This is a genomic window from Aquabacter sp. L1I39, assembly GCF_017742835.1.
Lineage (GTDB): Bacteria > Pseudomonadota > Alphaproteobacteria > Rhizobiales > Xanthobacteraceae > L1I39.
In genome coordinates, this window is sequence record NZ_CP072392.1 from 2,320,788 (window position 1) to 2,339,131 (window position 18,344).

The following is an 18,344-nucleotide window of genomic DNA, read 5'->3' on the forward strand; positions in this document are numbered from 1 at the left end:
CCGGACGGCCCGCCGGGCCATGCCCTCACGCCAGATCGATGAGGATCTTCAGTTCCGTCCCCGCCGGGCTCAGAAGCTGCTCGAATCCTTCAGCCACCACGTCGTCGAGGCGGATGCGGCGGGTGACGACTTTTTCGGCCGGCAGCAGGCCCGAGCCGATGAGGGCGGCCACGCGAGGCCAGATGAGGGTCGGGTAGCACCACGAGCCGCGCAGGTCGATGTCCTTGAAGGTCAAGGTAAAACCGTCCACCGCCGGCTTGCCCACATGGAGCCCCACCTGCACCACCACGCCCTGGCGGCGCACCGCCTCGATGCAGGTGGCGGTGGCGGCTTCCGCGCCCACGCATTCCAGCGCCACGTCCACGCCCACATGGCCTTCCGTCTGGTCGCGGATGGCCTCCACCACATTCTGCGTCTTGGGGTTGAGGGGGATGACATCCGGCAGCACGGCCCGGGCCATGGCGAGGCGGTTGTCATTGGTGTCGGAGAGGAAAATGGTGGTGGCGCCTGCTGCGCGGGCAGCCAGGATCTGCAACTGGCCGATGGGGCCGGCGCCCGTCACCAGCACGGAGGAGCCGGGCCGCACGCCGCCCCGCTCGGCCGCATAGACCACCACGGCGGTGGGCTCGATGAGCGCGGCCTGCGCGTCCGACACGCTGTCGGGCATGGCGAACACGTTGTAATCATTGACGATGGAATATTCGGCCATGCCGCCCCAGGGCCACATGAGGCCGACAATGGCGAGCCTGTCCGAGAGCTGGTAGAGGCCGCGCTTGCCATAATGATCATCGCGCGGGGAGATGAGCGGCTGGATGGAGACCCGGTCGCCGGGGGCGACGTTGGTCACCGCCGAACCCACCGCCACGACGGACCCGCCATATTCATGGCCCAGCACCTGCGGCAGGCTGGCGCCCGTATAAGGATGGGGCTCGGTGGGAATGAAGATGGGGCCGGCGGCATATTCGTGCAGGTCGGTGCCGCAAATGCCGCAGAAGCGGTTCTTCACCAGCACCTGGTTGGGGGCAAGGTCGGAGGCCTGAGGGGTCGGAACCTCCTCCACGCGGACATCGCGCTTGCCGTGGAAGCGGGCGGCTTTCATGGGGACACTCCAGGTCGAAATGGGATAGGACGGGCCGCATCGCCCGCCAGCGCAGGGCCGGCGGGCGGGAATGCGCCGTCAGGGGAGCGTGTCGAAGGCTTCCAGGGCCCGGCTGGCATAGACGGCGGAGGGACCGCCGCCCATTTCCAGCGCCACGGCGAGCACCTCCACCAGTTCCTGCCGGCCGGCGCCATGGGCCTTGGCGTTGGAGACGTGGAAGAGGATGCAGTCGGCGCAGCCCTGGTGCACGGCGAGCGCCACGGCCACCAATTCCTTGGTGGCGGCCGGCAGCGCGCCGGGCTTGGAGGCTTCCATCATCAGGGAGCGGAAGGCGCCCATGGGGCCGGGCAAGGCTTTCGCCAGCGCGGTGAAGCGCCGGTGCATGTCTTTCAGCTGATCGGGCAAGGTCTCGTTCGAGGCCATGGTCGCGCCCTCAGATGAAGACCATGCCGCCGTCCACCATCAGGGACTGGCCGGTCATGAAGTCGGAATCGGATGAGGCGAGATAGCGGGCGACGCCCACCAAATCCGCCGGCTGCGAGGCGCGCCCCAGCACGGCGGTGGCGGCGAAGCTGTCGAAGGCCTCGTTCTCCTTGGTGGTGAGCTTCTCGTCGCGAAAGCCCTTGTCGATCACCTCCCACATGGGGGTGGCCACCACGCCGGGACAGAAGCAATTGGCGGTGATGCCTTCCTTGCCGAAGGCGCGGGCCGCCGCCTGGGTCATGGCCACCACCGCGAACTTGGAGGCGCAATAATGGGCCAGCGGCTCATAGCCCTGCTTGGCGGCGATGGAGGCGGTGTTGATGATCTTGCCGCCGCCGTGCCCCGCTTCCGCCTGGCGCCGGAAGGTCTTCACCGCCTCCTGCATGCCGATGAGTACGCCCAGCGCATTCACGTCCGTGACGAAGCGCCAGTCCTCCTCGGTGATGGAGAGGAAGGGCCGGGTCTGGGCGACGCCGGCATTGTTGAACAGCACGTCCACCCGGCCGAAGGTCTCGGCCGCCTTATCCAGCATGGCGCGCACCTGATCGCGCTGGCGCACGTCCACGCCGACGCCAATGGCGCTGCCGCCGGCGGCCTTGATGGCGGCGGCGCCCTTCTCCGCTGCCTCCTGATTGAGATCGGCCACCGTGATGGCCGCCCCATCGGCGGCGAGCGCCTCCGCGATGGCAGCGCCGATGCCGCCGGTTGCGCCGGTGATGACGATGCTCTTGTCCTTGAGATTGGGCATGGGTCCTCCTTCGCCGTCCGCGCGGGGCGGCGGCGGTTTGTTTTCGGGATGGTTGGGTTTCAGGCGATGTGGGCGAGGATCAGTTCATTGACCCGGCCGGCCTTTTCCATCTGCACCATGTGGCCGGCCTCGGGGATCACCTCGACGGTGGCGCGGGACAGGGCACTGGCATGGGCGGCGGGGATCACCTGGTCGGTCTCCCCGAACACCACCAGAACCGGCACGCTGGCGGCAGCAAGGTCATCGGCCAGCACCTCCGCTTGCCGCCCGCCGGCAAAGAGCGCGCCGGAGAGCGCGGTGAGCGCATCGCCCACCCCGTCCAGGCGCTTGTACTTCAGCAGGTCGTCCACCAATTGCCGGGTGACGGTGGCCGGGTCATGGAAAAGCTGTTCCAGCACCGGCTTGAGGTCGCGGCGGGAAGAGGCCGCCACGAAGCCGTCCGTATAGCCGGAATTGATCTCCGGCCCGAGCCCGGCCGAGCCGATGAGCGAGAGGGAGGACACCCGCGCGGGGGCATCCAGGGCGATCTTCGCGGCCACCGCGCCGCCCATGGAATGGCCCACCAGATGGGCCTTTTCGATGCCCAGCGCATCCATGAAGCCGAGCACGGCGGCCGAGAGCCCCTTCAGCGAAGGGTCCGTCACCGCCTTGTCCGACTGGCCATGGCCGGGCAAATCGAGCGCGCTCACGCGGGCCTTTTCGGCCAGCGCATCGATGGTGAACAGCCAATTGTCCAGGTCGCCGCCGAAGCCGTGGATGAGGATCACATCCGGCCCGCCCTCGCCCCGCCGGGCATAGCGCAGGCGGCCGGCGGGGGTGTCCACGAACTCATAGCGCGGCCCCGCCTCCTCCTCCGCCTCGGCGGCGGCCTGCGTGGCATATTGGGCGACGAAGGCGTCGATCTCGGCGTCCGGCACATCCTCATCGGCGATGACGCCGATGAGGGCCTTGACCGGATAGATGGTGCCGGGCTCGCCCAGCACCCGCCGCAGAAGGCCCGGTTCATGGGCCTCCACCACGCCGGCGATCTTGTCGGTTTCCACCTCCACCACCTCGTCGCCCGGCGCGATCGCGGTGCCGGCGGGCTTCAGCCAGCCGGTGACCTTGCCTTCCGACATGGAAAGCCCCCACTTGGGCATGACGATGGGCTTGATGCGTTCATTCATAACGATGTTCCTCAACCTGCCCGGTGCGTCACGCCGCCGACTTGGCGCGGCCCGTGGTGGCATGGACGGCGGCGACAATGGCGTCCGCGGTGGGGATGTAGAGGTCCTCCAGCACCGGGGAGAACGGCACCGGCGTGTGGGGCGCGGTCACCATCTGCGGGGCCGCCTTCAGCGCGCCGAAGGCGTGCTGGGCCACATAAGCGGTGATGTCGGAGGCGAGCGAGCAGCGCGGATTGGCCTCGTCCACCACCACGAGGCGGCCCGTGGCCTCCACGCTCTCGATCACCGTGTCCCAATCCATGGGGGAGAGGGTGCGCAGGTCGATCACCTCCGCCTGGATGCCGGAGCGGGCGAGGGTGTCGGCGGCGGCCAGTGCGCGGGGCACGGTCAGGCCATAGCCCACCAGGGTTACGTCCTTGCCGTCGCGCACGATATTGGCTTCGCCGAAGGGGATGGCATAACTCTCCTCCGGCACATCCGCCTCGCTGCCATAGAGCGCCTTGTGCTCGCAGAAGATGACCGGGTCGTCATCGCGAATGGCCTGGATGAGCAGGCCCTTGGCGTCATAGGCGTTGGACGGGCACACCACCTTCAGGCCGGGAATGTGGGTGAAGAGCGGGGTCAGCATCTGGGAGTGCTGGGCGGCGGCACGGAAGCCGGCGCCCACCATGGCGCGGATCACCACCGGAGTCTTCGCCTTGCCGCCGAACATGTATTTGAACTTGGCGGCCTGGTTGAAGATCTGGTCGAAGCAGACCCCCATGAAGTCCAGGAACATCAGTTCGGCCACCGGGCGCATGCCGCAGGCGGCAGCTCCGATGGCTGCGCCGATATAGGCGCTCTCGGAGAGCGGCGTGTCCATGAGGCGGTTGCCGTGCTTGGCATGCAGGCCCTTGGTGACGCCGAGCACGCCGCCCCACGCATCCATCTCGCCGGGGGCACCGGCGCCGCCCACAATGTCCTCGCCGAGCATGATGACGGTGGGATCCCGGCGCATCTCCAGATCGAGCGCCTCGTTGATCGCCTGCTTGTAGCTGATCATGCGAGCCATGGTTTTTCCTCCAGATTTATGAGTTCGCTCAGTAGGCGACGTAGACGTCGGTGGTGAGTTCGCGCGGGCTCGGCAGCGGCGCGCCCTTGGCGGTGTCCACCGCATCGTCGATGAGGGCGGCCACCTCCCGGTCGACGACGGCAAGGTCCGCCGCGCCGATGACACCGGCGGCGGTGACGCGGGCGGAGAACAGCTTCAGGCAGTCGCGGGTGGCGCGGTTGTGGTCATTCTCGCCCTTGGCCTTGTAGGTCTGGGCATCGCCCTCGAAATGGCCGAAGAAGCGCACCGTCTTGCATTCCAGCAGCGCCGGCCCGCCACCCTCGCGCGCCCGCTTGATGATCTCGCCGGCCGCCTCGTGCACGGCGAAGAAGTCGGTGCCGTCCACGGTCACACCCGGCAGGCCGAAGCCGGCGGCGCGGTCCACATAGCTGTCGACGGCGGTGGCATATTCCACCGAGGTGGATTCCGCGTAGCCGTTATTCTCCACCACGAAGATCACCGGCAGGTTCCAGATGGCGGCGAGATTCATGCTCTCCAGGACGGTGCCCTGGTTGGCCGCGCCATCGCCGAAGAAGGTGATGCCCACCCCGCCATCGCCGCGGAACTTGGCGGCAAGGCCCGCGCCGCAGATGAGGGGGGCGCCCGCGCCCAGAATGCCGTTGGCGCCCATCATGCCCTTGGAGAGGTCGGCAATGTGCATGGAGCCGCCCTTGCCCCGGCAGCAGCCGGTGACCTTGCCGTAGATCTCGCCCATCATCTCGTGGACATCGACGCCCTTGGCGATGCAATGGCCGTGGCCGCGATGGGTGGAGGCGATGCGGTCGATGTCGGTGAGGTGCATCATGATGCCGGTCGCGCAGGCTTCTTCGCCCGCATAGAGGTGCACGAAGCCGGGAATGTCGCCCTTGGCGAACTCCACATGCAGCCGCTCCTCGAACTCGCGGATGGTGCGCATGGTGCGGTAGGCGCTCAGCAATTCGTCCCGGGAGAGGGGGAAGGGATTGTTGGTCATGGCGTCGGTTTTCCTCCTTGGGTCTTGGTTGATGGATGGTCAGGCGCTCAGCCCCAGCGCCGCGCGCGGGCCTTGATGGGGATGGCGCAGGAGCAGCTTTTCCCGCGCGCAGAAGGCCATCACGGCCGCCACGTCCACCGTGTGGAAGGCGGCGTCGCGCAAGGTGATGGCCACCTCCTGCGGGCTGTCGAAGAAGAGTTCGCGCTCGCCATCGAGCGCCACCGATCCGGCCGGCAGGCGCGAGGCGAAGACCTTGTCCGCCGGCATGCGGCGCCAGTCCTCCACCCCGATCTCGGTGACGAGGCCCGGCGCGATGGGCGCGCGCACCACGGTGGGGGCGGTGGCAGCGGGCGCGAGCATGACCGCAAGGCCGCCGCTCTCGGCCCGGCGCACGGGCTCCAGCAGGCCGGCAATGGCGGCCATGCCGATCACTTCCGGGTCGGCGAAAGTGACGTAAAGCTCGCGGAAGGTCTCCGCCCGCCAGAGCGCGCGGGCGCCCACATAGCGGTCGGTGACGAGGGCGACGTCCACCAGCGCGATCTCGGGATCGCCGCCATCAAGGCGCACCTCGATCAGCTTGTTGGGCGCGAACGCGAGCGCGGGCGGCACCATCCCAAGTGCCGCAAGGCCGGTGGCGAGCCCGGTAATGGTGGGCTCGCGATGCTCGGGAAAGGCATTATTGGTGCCGGTGGAGATGCCGGCAATGGGCACCGCCCCGCATTCGGCCACCACCGCGCGATGGGTGCCATCGCCCCCGAGCACGATGATGGCGGCCACATCACCGGCCTCGCGCATCAGGCGCGCCGCCCGGCGGGTGTCGGCCACGGTTCCGGTGACGGGCATGGCCAAATGCGTCAGGCGGGGAAAGCGGGCCTCGCCCTGCGCGTTCGAGCGCTCCATGCCCCGCAGCACATGGGTGGCGATGCCGCCCCGCTCGGGCATCATCACCACATCCTCGATGCCACAGGCGGCCAGCGCCGCCAGCGCGCGCAGCACGATATTGGCCCTGTCAGCCACCTGCACGCCGTTGGCGGAGGCCACCACGCGGCGAATGTCCCTTGCGGAGACGGGATTGGCGATGATGCCGACCTTGGGCGTCCGTTCTGCGGCCATCCGGCTGCCTCTCCTGGCGTTCGTCCCTGCGGGCCACGCCTCTTGCGGGCGGGCCTCCTTTTGTCCGCTCTTCATCGCAAGGGGCGGGCCAAGTGACGCCAGAGATCCAAACCCTTGATTTTACGTCATATTGCGCCGCAAACCGTGGCGGGCACCCTGCGGCACCCGACGCCGCACCTGTGGCGTGGCCTGCAACAGGTGTGGCGGGGAATGCGCTTCGTGATGCCCTCCGGCGCGCGCAACGCTTGCGCCGGGCGCGCAAGGCGCGGACACTCGCCTCTAACGGGAGGCGACAGCCCGGTGCCGGTCACAGCCGGCGAGAATGGTGCGGAGGACGCCCATGAAATCGGAACAGGCCGCTCATATCGATGAGCTGGTGCGGGCCGCCCGTGGCGCGCGCACGCGCCGGGATGCCGTCATCCAGGATTCGTGGCGACGCTGCGTCTCCGAACACCGGCTGGACCCGGAAGTGCTGCGCGAGCCGTGCATCCTCACCCCCACGCGCCTGCGCGAGCACCAGGATGCCATGGAGGAATTCACCCACACCGCCCGCTTCGGCGTGGAGACGCTCTACCGGCAGGTGGCGGGCCTCGGCTATGTGCTGCTGCTCACCGATGCCAAGGGCATCACGGTGGATTTCATCGGCGATCCCACCTTCGACAACAATCTCATGCGCGCCGGCCTTTATCTCGGCGCCGACTGGAATGAGCGGCATGCGGGCACCTGCGCGGTGGGCACCTGCATCCATACGGGCGAGCCGCTGATCGTCCACCAGACCGACCATTTCGACGCCACCCACATCCCCCTCACCTGCACCGCCGCCCCGGTCTATGACCCCTTCGGTGCGCTGGCGGCCGTGCTGGACATTTCCGCGCTGCGCTCCCCCGAGCCCAAGGAAAGCCAGTTCCTAGCCCTGCAATTCGTCAAGGGCTTCGCCAACAAGATCGAGACGGCGCATCTGATGAACCGCTTCCGGCGGGAATGGATCGTCAAGCTGGCCGCCTCGCCGGAATTCGTGGACGTGGAGCCGAGCTATGTGCTCGCCGTGGACGGCTCCGGGCGGCTGCTGGGCTTCAACAATGCGGCCCGCCAATTGCTGCTGCGCGAGTTGGGCGACGCGGGCACGGGCGTCAATCTGGTGGGGCAGCGCTTTGGCGCCTTCTTCGAGCTGGAGATGGACGACCTGCCGCGCTTCTCCCATGCGCTGCCGGCGGGCCAGCGCCTGGTGCGGCTCGCCCGCTCCGGCACGCCGCTCTTTGCCGCCACCCTCTCCCCGCCGAGCCAGCCGGGCCGGCCGGTGGCCGAGCCCCCCGCCCCGGCCCTGCCGGCGCCGCTCTGCGCCCTGTTCCGCGACGAGCCGGCCATGCACCGGGTGGCGGCGCGGGCGGCCAAGCTCGTCAACACCCAGATGAGCCTGCTGATCACGGGCGAGACCGGATCGGGCAAGGAACATCTGGCCAAGGCCATCCACATGGCCAGCGCCCGCGCGGCCCGGCCTTTCGTGCCGGTCAATTGCGCGGCCTTGCCGGAGACGCTGGTGGAGGGCGAACTCTTCGGCTACGAGCCCGGCGCCTTTACCGGCGCGGTGGCACGCGGCAAGAAGGGACTGGTGCTGGAGGCGGATGGCGGCACCCTGTTCCTGGACGAGATCGGCGACATGCCCCTCCCCCTCCAGACCCGCCTGTTGCGCGTGCTGGCGGAACGGGAAGTGACGCCGCTCGGCCGCTCCCGGCCGGTGCCGGTGAATGTGCGCGTCATCGCCGCCACCCATCGCGACCTTGTGGCCGAGGTGAAGGCGGGGCGCTTCCGGGAAGACCTCTATTTCCGCCTGTCCGGCGCCATCCTCGCCCTGCCGCCCTTGCGTGCGCGGGCGGATATCGACTGGCTCATCGGCCGCCTCATTGCCGGCCGCACCCATGCGAGCGGCGTGCCCTTCTCCGTGAGCGAAGCCGCGCGGGCGGCGCTGAACGCCCATGACTGGCCGGGCAATATCCGCGAACTGGCCAATGCGCTCGACTATGCCTGCGCGGTGGCGGACAGCGGCATGATCGGCCTACAGGACTTGCCGGACCGCCTCCAGGGCAAGGCCGAGCCGCGCCTCATCGGAGGGCCGCCTGCGCCGCCGCGCCTTGCCGGCCCCTCCTCCGCAAGCTCCTCCTTCCCGGCGGCTTCCTGGCCACCGGCGCAGCCCTTCGCCCGGCCAGCGCCCGAAAGCGAGCGGGATGCCCTGGTGGCGGCGCTCGCTGCCAATGGCTGGAACATCTCGGCGGCGGCGCGCGACCTCGGTCTCGACCGCACGACGGTGCACCGGCGCATGCGGCGCTTCGGCCTCGTCACCCTGCGCCATGTGGGGCGCGTGCCCTCCTGAGCACCGCTGCGCTGCGGCAATCACCCGCAGCCCGGTCCACCGGCCCGGGCGCGGTGCGACACCACAGCCTTTCCGCCCGCCGCCACCGCACCAATTTTCCATGGTGATCTTAACCTTCTAAGGCGCCTCGACGCTCCCCGCGCGGGAGACCGCGGCGACCGGAGGCGCCCTCGCCTTTCGACTATTTGCCGACAAATGAACGGGCGCCGCGAAGGCCAAGTCCAAGCCCCGCGCAAGCTCCGCCGCCTACCGCAGGATGTCCCTTCGCGTATTCGGTGGCAGACATGAACATACATTCCATCAAGATCAGGATCATCGCGCTCTCGGCGCTCTGCGTCATCGCGGTGGCCGGCGCGCTTCTGGGCTACAGCCTCTATGCGGCCTCCCAGACTTCCCATTATGTCACCGAGCGCGTGCGCGGCCTTCTTGATCGGACCAGCCAGGAATCCCTGCAGCGCCTCGCCACCGTGCAGGCCAGCGCCATCCGCGCGGAGATCGATTCCGCCTTCGAGGCCGCCCGCAACATGGCGAACGCCCTGGATGTGATCGCCGAAAACGAAGGCAACGGCACCCCTCGTGACCAGAGACGCGCCCAGCTTAATGCGCTGCTGCTCTCCGTGCTGAAAGACAACAGCCTGTTCAACGGCACCTACAGCGCCTGGATGCCCGACGCGCTCGACGGCGCCGACGCGCTCTTTCTCAACCGCAAGGACCTCGGCACCGACGCCACCGGTCGCGCCTTGCCCTATTGGACCCGCGATGCGGCGGGCAACATCGCCCTCCAGCCGCTGGTGGAATATGACAGCCGCGAACTGCACCCCAATGGCGTGATGAAGGGCGGCTGGTTCCTCGGTCCGCAGGCCGACGGCAAGGAAAGCATCCTCGCCCCCTTGCCCTATATCGTGCAGGGCAAGTCGGTCTATCTCGCCACCATGTCGGTTCCGATCATTGTGGGAGGCAAGTTTGCGGGTGTGGCCGGCGCCGACTTCGACCTCGCTTTCGTTCAGAGCCTCGCGGAGAAGGTGGATACCTCCATCTATAAGGGCGAGGGAACGGTCTCCATTGTCACCAATACCGGCCTCGTGGTGGCCTCCAGCGCCGATCCGCGTGCCATTGGCGGACCCTATAGCAAGATCGAGCCCCAGGCCGAGCAGGACATGGCCCTGATGCGCAAGGGCGAGGCCGTGGCCAAGGTGGACGAGGCCAAGGATGTCATCAAGGTGTTCGCGCCCGTGCCGCTCGGCCGGACGGGCGCGGCCTGGTCGGTCATCATCACGGTGCCTCGCGCGCTGGTGATGGCCGACGCCAATGCCCTGGGGGCAACGCTGGCGGAGCGCAGCGGCAACGACACGCTCTGGCAGATGGTCGCCGCCGCAGTGGTCACCGTACTCGCCCTCATCGCCATGTCGCTGGTGGCCCGCGGCATCTCCAACCCCATCACCCGCCTCACCCTGGCGCTGCGCCGGCTCGCCGCCGGGGAACAGGTGGCCGAGATCGCCGGCGCCAACCGCAAGGACGAGATCGGCGACATCTCCCGCGCCGTGGACCAGATCCGCATCGGCGTGGAAGAGGAGGCGCTGCGCAAGGCCAAGGAGGCGGAAGCCACCCGCCTGCGCGCCGAAGAGGAACGCCGCTCCACCATGATGAACCTGGCGGATGGCTTCGAGCGGGCCATGGGGCAGGTGGTGGAAAGCGTGGGCGTGGCCTCCGACCAGCTCCAGGGCGCGGCCGGCACCATGACCACGGCCACGCGCAAGGTGGCGGACTCGTCCCACACCGCCGCCAGCGCCTCGGAGGAAGCCTCCAACAATGTGCAGACGGTGGCCTCGGCGGCGGAGGAACTGGCCTCCTCCATCGTCGAGATCAAGCGGCAGGTGGACGAGAGCGCCCGTATCGCCGCCGACGCCGTGCGCGAGGCCGGCAGCACCGCCTCCCAGGTGCAGGAATTGTCCAATTCCGCCTTGAAGATCGGCAAGGTGGTGGACCTCATCCGCACCATTGCCGGCCAGACCAACCTGCTCGCCCTCAACGCCACCATCGAGGCGGCGCGCGCAGGGGACGCCGGCAAGGGCTTCGCCGTGGTCGCGGCCGAGGTGAAGGAACTGGCCGAGCAGACCTCCCGCGCCACCGCCGAGATCGAGGCACAGATCGAGGAGATCCAGGGCTCCACCCGCGCCTCCTCGCAGGCCATCGCCGGCATTACCGACGTGATCGAGGCCATCAACCGCATTGCCGGCTCCATCGCCTCGGCGGTGGACCAGCAGGGCGCCGCGACGCGCGAGATCGCCCACAATGTGGCGCGTGCCTCCCAGGGCACCCAGCAGGTGTCGTCCAACATCACGGGCATCAATGGAGCCGCTGCGGATTCCTCCGTCGCCGCCACACAGGTGCAGGATGCGGCCGCGACCCTCGCCTCCCAGGCCCAGACGCTGCGCCGCGTCATGGCCGAGTTTCTTGGAACCGTGCGGGCGGCCTGATCCCGGGTCACGGGATCAGGACAAGCGGGCGGCTTCGGCCGCCCGTTTCGTTTTGGAAGGAGGCCCGCCTCAGCGTCCCCCGATCCGGCACATCTCCTCGCCCGAAAAGGCGCGCGAGCGGGTCAGAAAGCGGCGCTCGGTGCCATTGTCGAGGGAGAACATGCCGCCCCGTCCCGGCACCACGTCGAGAATGAGTTGGGTGTGGCGCCAGACCTCGAACTGGTCGGCGCCCATATAGACCGGCGCGCCGGCCACCTCCCCCAGGCGCACGTCGCGGTCCCCCAGCAAGAAGTCCCCCGCCGCGTAGCACATGGGGGACGAGCCATCACAGCAGCCTCCCGACTGGTGGAACAGGATCGGCCCGTAGCGGTCCTGGAGCTCGGCGATGAGGGCCAGGGCCGCCGGGGTGGCCAGAACCCGCTCGGGTTCATCCACAGGGCCTTGATTGTGCGGATTGTTCGCGGTCATGGCGTTCTCCCACATGCCCCCCTCAAGGGGACATCTTATGGCAGGGCAGCCGCCGCGCGGGCACCTGCGACCTGGCCGCGCCGGGCCGCCCCTTTCTCTTTTTCGTGACACGTTCCAGGCAAAAAAATGGGCCCGTCCAGCGCTTGCCGGACGGGCCCAGGCCGGGAGGTTAGGCGGCCATGTCGAGGACGATGCGGCCCTCGATCTGGCCCTTGTGCATGCGGCCGAAGATATCGTTGATCTCTTCGAGCTTGGCCGTGTGAATGGTGGCCTTCACCTTGCCGTCGGCGGCAAAGTCCAGGGATTCCTGAAGGTCGAGGCGCGTACCCACGATGGAGCCGCGCACCGTGATGCCGTTCAGCACCATGCCGAAAATATCGAGCGGAAAGCCGCCGGGCGGCAGGCCGTTGAGCGCGATGGTGCCGCCGCGCGCCACCATGCCGATGGCCTGCTCAAAGGCCTTCGGGCTCACCGCCGTCACCAGCACGCCCTGCGCGCCGCCGCCGGTCTCGCGGCGGATGACGGTGCGGGGATCTTCCGTCTTGGCGTTCACCGTGACGGTCGCGCCGAGCCGGCGGGCGAGGTCCAGCTTGGTGTCGTCAATGTCCACCGCCGCCACGTTGAGGCCCATGGCCTTGGCATATTGCACGGCCATGTGGCCGAGGCCGCCGATGCCGGAAATCACCACCCAGTCGCCGGGCTTGGTATCCGTGACCTTCAGGCCCTTATAGACGGTGACGCCGGCGCACAGCACCGGGGCGATCTCGGTGAAGCTGATATTGCCCGGCAGGTGGCCCACATAATTGGGGTCGGCCACCACATATTCCGCAAAGCCGCCATTGACCGAATAACCGGTGTTAAGCTGGCTCTCGCACAGCGTCTCCCAGCCGCCGAGGCAATGGCGGCAATGGCCGCAGGCCGTATAGAGCCAGGGCACGCCCACCCGGTCGCCTTCCTTCACATGCTTGACGCCGGCGCCCACCGCCGAGACATAGCCGACGCCCTCGTGGCCGGGAATGAAAGGCGGGTTCGGCTTCACCGGCCAGTCGCCCTCAGCGGCGTGAAGGTCCGTGTGGCAGACGCCCGAGGCGCGGATGGCCACCTGGATCAGGCCGGGACCGGGCTCAGGCACCGGCACCTCGTCGATGGTGAGCGGTGCGCCGAACATGCGCACGACGGCGGCTTTCATCGTCTTTGCCATGGCTTCGTCTCCTCCGTTGACGGGCGGTTCGCGCGCCCTCTCCCTGACACGTCATTGGAACGCGGGCGCGCGCCCGGACTGGCGCGCCCCCCTTCGCCGTGCTGGCCGGACGGGCCGGCGCGGAACCCCGGCATGGCCGTGGCCACCACCAGGATTCCGCGCGACAGCCCCCGCCGTGGGGGTGTCTCGATCACCGGGACGGGCGCCAGGAGCGCCCAGTCTTAGGCATTGGACAGCAACACGCGGGGACCGCGCATTGATCCGCCTCAGAAGAAACCGAGCTTCTTGGGCGAGTAGCTGACCAGCATGTTCTTGGTCTGCTGGTAGTGGTCGAGCATCATGGAATGGTTCTCGCGCCCGATGCCGGACTGCTTGTAGCCGCCGAAGGCCGCATGGGCCGGGTAGGCGTGGTAGCAATTGGTCCACACCCGGCCCGCCTGGATGGCGCGGCCCATGCGATAGGCCCGGTTGCCATCGCGCGTCCACACGCCGGCGCCGAGGCCGTAGAGCGTGTCATTGGCGATGGTCAGCGCCTCTTCGTCGTCCTTGAAGGTGGTCACGCAAACCACCGGGCCGAAGATCTCCTCCTGGAAGATCCGCATGCGGTTGTGGCCCTTGAACACGGTGGGCTTCACATAATAGCCGCCCGCCAGATCGCCCGGCAGGTCGTTGCGGGCGCCGCCGATCAGCACCTCGCCGCCTTCCTGACGGCCGATGTCGATATAAGAGAGGATCTTCTCCAACTGCTCGGAGGAGGCCTGGGCGCCGATCATGGTGGTGGGGTCGAGCGGATCGCCCTGCTTGATGGCGGCGACGCGGGCGAGCGCGCGCTCCATGAAGCGGTCATAGATGCTCTCATGGATCAAGGCGCGGCTCGGGCAGGTGCACACCTCGCCCTGGTTGAGGGCAAACAGAACGAAGCCCTCGATGGCCTTGTCGAAGAAATCGTCGTCCTCGGCCGCCACGTCCTTGAAGAAGATGTTGGGCGACTTGCCGCCCAGTTCCAGGGTCACCGGGATCAGGTTCTGGCTCGCATACTGCATGATGAGCCGGCCGGTGGTGGTCTCGCCCGTGAACGCGATCTTGGCGATGCGGTTCGAGGACGCCAGCGGCTTGCCCGCCTCAAGGCCGAAGCCATTGACGATGTTGAGCACGCCGGGGGGCAGGATGTCGGCGATCAGCTCGGCCAGCACCAGGATGGAAGCCGGGGTCTGCTCGGCGGGCTTGAGCACCACGCAATTGCCGGCGGCGAGCGCGGGCGCCAGCTTCCACACCGCCATCAGCAGGGGGAAGTTCCAGGGAATGATCTGGCCGACGACGCCGAGCGGCTCATGGAAATGATAGGCGATGGTGTCGTGGTCGATCTCGGAGATGCCGCCTTCCTGCGCCCGGATGGCGCCGGCGAAATAGCGGAAATGATCGATGGCCAGCGGCAGGTCGGCCGCCGTGGTCTCGCGCAGCGGCTTGCCATTGTCCCAGGTCTCGGCGCGGGCGAGCAGGTCCAGATTGTCTTCCATGGCCTGCGCGATGCGGTTGAGGATCAGCGCGCGCTCGGCCACCGAGGTGCGGCCCCAGGCGTCCTTGGCCGCATGGGCGGCGTCCAGCGCCAGCTCCACGTCGGCGGCCTCCGAGCGGGCGACCTCGCATAAAGGCTGGCCGTTGACCGGGGAATGATTGGTGAAATAGCGCCCGCTCAGCGGCTCGACGAAGCGGCCATTGATGAAGTTCCCGTAGCGGGCCTTGAAGGGGGCGGCGGACTGGCGAATGAATTCCGGCTTGTTCATGGTTTCCTCCACAACCGTCGTGCGGTTGGAGGAAGGATCGGCGGACGGGGCCGGATCGTCACCGGGGTGGGCGTTCGCAGGCCGACCGGAGTGTCGCGATCTTGAGACAGGTCGGGATCAAAAAATGCGACCGTCTCAGTTGGGACGGTGAAGACCGAGCTTGGCGAGCTTCCTGTGCATGGTGGCGCGGCTGATGCCCAGTGCCCGCGCGGCCGCCGAAACATTCCCGTCCGCCCGCGCCAGCGCCCGCTGGATCACGCCCCGCTCGCCCGCACACAGATCGTCGGCCGCTTCGTGGGTCTCGCCCTTCAGCAGGAGATCGGCGGGGAACGGCGTGGCAAGGCGCTGTTCGGTGAGGTCGAAGGCGAGGCGCGCGGCGCGGTTGGCGCCGATCACCAGGTCTTCCCGGTCTACCGCCAGGAGCGCGTCCGCCGCCCGGCCGGTCTCGGCCACGACGATCCGGGCATGGCTGAAGGCGGCGCGGAACTGGCTCGCCTCGATGCGATGGGCCGCGTCCACGGTGGCGGCAGCGATCAGCTTCAAGGTGGCGGGGGTGAGGTCCTGCCGGCAGGTGGAGACATCAAGCGCCCCGGCCAAGCGCCCCTGCGGATCGAAGATGGGCGCGGCGGAACAGCTCAACCCAATGTTCCGGGTGAGGAAATGCTGGTCGCGATGGATGGTGAGCGGGCGCGCCTCCGCCAGACACGTGCCGATGCCATTGGTGCCGCCGCAGGCCTCGCTCCAGACCATGCCGGTCCAGAGCCCGAAGCGGCGGAAGTCCGCATTGTCGCCGGGCAAGGCCCGCCGCTCCAGCGGCACGCCGTCCTTGTCGGTGAGCAGCACGCAGCAGCCCGCTTCGCCGACCATCTGGAACAGGCGGTCCATCTCCACCTTGGACTGGCGCACCAGCAGGCCGGACCGGTCGCAGGCGGCGTCGAACTCGGCCTGCGTGAGCTGCTCGGGCGGGCGGGTCTTGTCGGGGTCGAGCTTGTAATGGACGAGGGAGCGCGTCCAGGACGCGGCGATCAGCGAGGCGGCACCGGCGGCCGCGCTGTTCAATGTGGAATAGACGGCGTCCGCATGCGGCGCCCTTCCGGTCCCGGTCATGACCGACCCCTGCGCTTCCCTGCGATCCGCATTCTCCCCCGCTTGCGACGGGGGGTGCGATTTGCCGGGGAGCTTTCCCGACCAACCATTGGCTGTCAAGCGCGGGGGATGCCGGAGGCGATGGGAGAAAAGTCCAAGGGATAGGCGAGCAAGGCGCCCTTCGGGGGCGCCTTGCCCTTTGCTTCGTCACCCCACCGGAACGCCAAGCTCCCCCGCAATCCCCTCCGATTGGCGCTCGAACAGGCGGCGGTAGCGGCCGTCCGGGCGGGCGAGGAGGGTGTCGGGGCGGCCGTCCTCGACGATGCGGCCGTGCTCGAACACCAGGATGCGGTCCATGGCCCGCACCGTGGACAGGCGATGGGCGATAATGAGGGCGGTGCGGCCCTGCATCAGGCGCTCCATGGCCTCCTGGATGGCGGCTTCCGATTCTGAATCCAGGCTCGAGGTGGCCTCGTCCAGGATCAGGATGGGCGCATCCGCCAGGAAGGCCCGCGCAATGGCCACCCGCTGGCGCTCGCCGCCGGAGAGCTTCACGCCCCGCTCGCCCACCAAGGTGCGATAGCCCTTGGGCAGGCGGGCGATGAAGCCATCCGCATTGGCAAGGCGTGCCGCCTGCTCGATCTCCTCTGCCGTGGCGTCCGGCCGGGCATAGGCGATGTTCTCCGCCAGCGTCCGGTGGAACAATATGGGCTCCTGCTGCACGATGGCGATCTGCTGGCGCAGCGAGGCCTGCGCCACCTCGCGCACATCATGCCCGTCAATGAGCACCCGGCCGCCGGTCACGTCATAGAGCCGCTGGAGCAGCTTCACGAACGTGGTCTTGCCCGAGCCCGATGGCCCCACGAGCCCCACCCGCTGGCCGGCGGGAATGGTCACGTCGAGGTCGCGGAACAAGGGCGCGGCATGGAGGCCGTAATGGAACGTCACATGGTCGAACCGCACCTCCCCGCCCGGCACGGCGAGGGGACGGGCCTCCTTGGCATCGGCAACGCCGGGGGCGAGGCCGTGCAGGTCCACCAATTCCTCCATGTCGTTCACCGCCCGCTGGAGGTTGTGCACGTACTGGCCGATTTCGCGCAGATAGCCGTGCAGCACGAAATAGGTGGTGAGCACATAGGTGACATCGCCGGGCGTGGCGCGGCCTTCCCACCACAGCCACAGGGCCGTGCCGGTCACTGCCGTGCGCACGCCCCACAGCAGGGCAAACTCGCCGCTGGCGCTCCAGGTGTGGAGCATCCAGGTGCGCTGCACCCGCCGCCGCCAACGCACCACCACCGCCTGGAGGCGGGCATCCTCCCGCGCCTCGGCGCCGAAAGCCTTCACCACCTGGTTGGCGCCCAGCGTATCGGAGAGGATGCCGCCGATGCGGGTGTCCCAGGCATTGGAGAGCCGCGCGGCGGGCGCCACCACGCGGGTGGCGAGCGTCACGGTCAGCGCGCCATAGGCGAGCGCACCCACCGCCATGACGAGCCCCATGAGCGGCCAGTGCAGCATCAGGAGCGCCACCGTGCCGGTGAGCACCACCACCGAGGGCAGGAGCATGAGCAGCAGCACGTCATTGAGCACGTCCAGCGCCCACATGCCGCGCGTGATCTTGCGCACGGTGGAGCCGGCGAAGCTGTTGGCGTGCCAGTCGCTGGAAAAGCGCTGCACCCGGTGGAAGGCCTCGCGCACCACGTCGGCCATGATGCCCAAGGTGAGCGGCACCACGCCCCACCAGGCCAGGTGGCGCAGAACCACCATGACAAGGCCGAGCCCGGCCATCATCAGGAAGGCTTCCAGTGCGGCGGGTGCGGCGTCGCGGCCCTGCGTCAGCGCATCAATGAGCCGCCCGGCAAAGAGCGGCACGAAGATTTCGGTCAGCGTCGCCGCGACGATGGCCAGCGCGACGCCGGCCGCCATCGCCCAGCGGCGCGCCCAGTGGCGAAACGTGAAGGCAAGGACATTGCGCAGCGCATCCGCGCCGTGCCGGGACGAGTGAAACATGACCGTGAAGGCGCGCGAGGCGCCTCTCCTGCGAAACGGGAAACGGGTTGCGCGGAGGTATCTGGCGAAGCGGAGGAGCGCGGGGCGGCGGCCGGCTCAGATGAAGCTGGCGTCGCGAAAAGGAGCGTCCTGAAAATCCGCGTCGGGTGGCCCCGATAACCTCAAGGTCTTCAAGGAAGACCTGGCCGAACTAGCGGTTCGGCATCCCGGATGGGATGGGCTGACGCAAAACATCTGTCATCTATGCCCTCCCTGGTGCGCGGCAACGATGGAGGTCACTA

The 18,344-nt window shown here is 68.4% G+C and carries 14 protein-coding genes; 2 read left to right on the forward strand and 12 right to left on the reverse strand.

Translation table 11 applies throughout. The annotated features are described in order from the left end of the window. Positions 1-25: 25 nt before the first annotated feature. From J5J86_RS10140 to J5J86_RS10170, 7 genes are all read right to left on the reverse strand, one after another. Positions 26-1,099, reverse strand: coding sequence for a 2,3-butanediol dehydrogenase (locus J5J86_RS10140; RefSeq protein ID WP_209104772.1), 1,074 nt, complete (start codon positions 1,097-1,099; stop codon positions 26-28). 78 nt (positions 1,100-1,177) lie between these two features. Continuing rightward, on the reverse strand, positions 1,178-1,522 hold the full coding sequence (locus J5J86_RS10145) for a carboxymuconolactone decarboxylase family protein (RefSeq protein ID WP_209104773.1): 345 nt from the start codon (positions 1,520-1,522) through the stop codon (positions 1,178-1,180). Between the two features lie 10 nt (positions 1,523-1,532). Next, positions 1,533-2,330, reverse strand: a complete 798-nt coding sequence (locus tag J5J86_RS10150; RefSeq protein WP_209104774.1) for a glucose 1-dehydrogenase — start codon at positions 2,328-2,330, stop codon at positions 1,533-1,535. Between the two features lie 59 nt (positions 2,331-2,389). After that, complete coding sequence (locus J5J86_RS10155) at positions 2,390-3,496, reverse strand: acetoin dehydrogenase dihydrolipoyllysine-residue acetyltransferase subunit (protein ID WP_209104775.1); 1,107 nt, start codon at positions 3,494-3,496, stop codon at positions 2,390-2,392. Positions 3,497-3,524: 28 nt separating this feature from the next. After that, positions 3,525-4,547, reverse strand: coding sequence for an alpha-ketoacid dehydrogenase subunit beta (locus J5J86_RS10160; protein ID WP_209104776.1), 1,023 nt, complete (start codon positions 4,545-4,547; stop codon positions 3,525-3,527). A gap of 28 nt (positions 4,548-4,575) precedes the next feature. Further along, positions 4,576-5,559: a thiamine pyrophosphate-dependent dehydrogenase E1 component subunit alpha gene (locus J5J86_RS10165; RefSeq protein WP_209104777.1), complete on the reverse strand. Its 984-nt coding sequence runs from the start codon at positions 5,557-5,559 to the stop codon at positions 4,576-4,578. A gap of 39 nt (positions 5,560-5,598) precedes the next feature. Continuing rightward, complete coding sequence (locus J5J86_RS10170) at positions 5,599-6,672, reverse strand: ATP-NAD kinase family protein (RefSeq protein WP_209104778.1); 1,074 nt, start codon at positions 6,670-6,672, stop codon at positions 5,599-5,601. A gap of 340 nt (positions 6,673-7,012) precedes the next feature. On the opposite strand from J5J86_RS10170, the gene J5J86_RS10175 reads away from it, so the two are divergent. Together J5J86_RS10175 and J5J86_RS10180 are read left to right on the forward strand one after the other, a co-directional pair. After that, positions 7,013-9,040, forward strand: coding sequence for a sigma-54-dependent Fis family transcriptional regulator (locus tag J5J86_RS10175; RefSeq protein ID WP_209104779.1), 2,028 nt, complete (start codon positions 7,013-7,015; stop codon positions 9,038-9,040). A gap of 284 nt (positions 9,041-9,324) precedes the next feature. Next, on the forward strand, positions 9,325-11,517 hold the full coding sequence (locus tag J5J86_RS10180) for a methyl-accepting chemotaxis protein (RefSeq protein ID WP_209104780.1): 2,193 nt from the start codon (positions 9,325-9,327) through the stop codon (positions 11,515-11,517). Between the two features lie 69 nt (positions 11,518-11,586). Here J5J86_RS10180 and J5J86_RS10185 read toward each other — a convergent pair whose 3' ends face one another. The 5 genes from J5J86_RS10185 to J5J86_RS10205 form a co-directional block, all read right to left on the reverse strand. Continuing rightward, positions 11,587-11,985, reverse strand: a complete 399-nt coding sequence (locus tag J5J86_RS10185) for a DUF779 domain-containing protein (RefSeq protein ID WP_209104781.1) — start codon at positions 11,983-11,985, stop codon at positions 11,587-11,589. 169 nt (positions 11,986-12,154) lie between these two features. Then, complete coding sequence (adhP, locus tag J5J86_RS10190) at positions 12,155-13,186, reverse strand: alcohol dehydrogenase AdhP (RefSeq protein WP_209104782.1); 1,032 nt, start codon at positions 13,184-13,186, stop codon at positions 12,155-12,157. Between the two features lie 266 nt (positions 13,187-13,452). Next, positions 13,453-14,970, reverse strand: coding sequence for an aldehyde dehydrogenase (gene adh / locus J5J86_RS10195; RefSeq protein WP_209104783.1), 1,518 nt, complete (start codon positions 14,968-14,970; stop codon positions 13,453-13,455). 135 nt (positions 14,971-15,105) lie between these two features. Beyond that, positions 15,106-16,077 carry a GAF domain-containing protein gene (locus J5J86_RS10200; protein WP_209104784.1) on the reverse strand — a complete coding sequence of 324 codons (972 nt, stop codon included), beginning with the start codon at positions 16,075-16,077 and terminating at the stop codon, positions 15,106-15,108. 186 nt (positions 16,078-16,263) lie between these two features. Further along, entirely contained in the window at positions 16,264-18,063 is a 1,800-nt protein-coding gene (locus tag J5J86_RS10205; protein WP_209104785.1) for an ABC transporter ATP-binding protein, read from the reverse strand. Between the last annotated feature and the right edge of the window lie 281 nt (positions 18,064-18,344).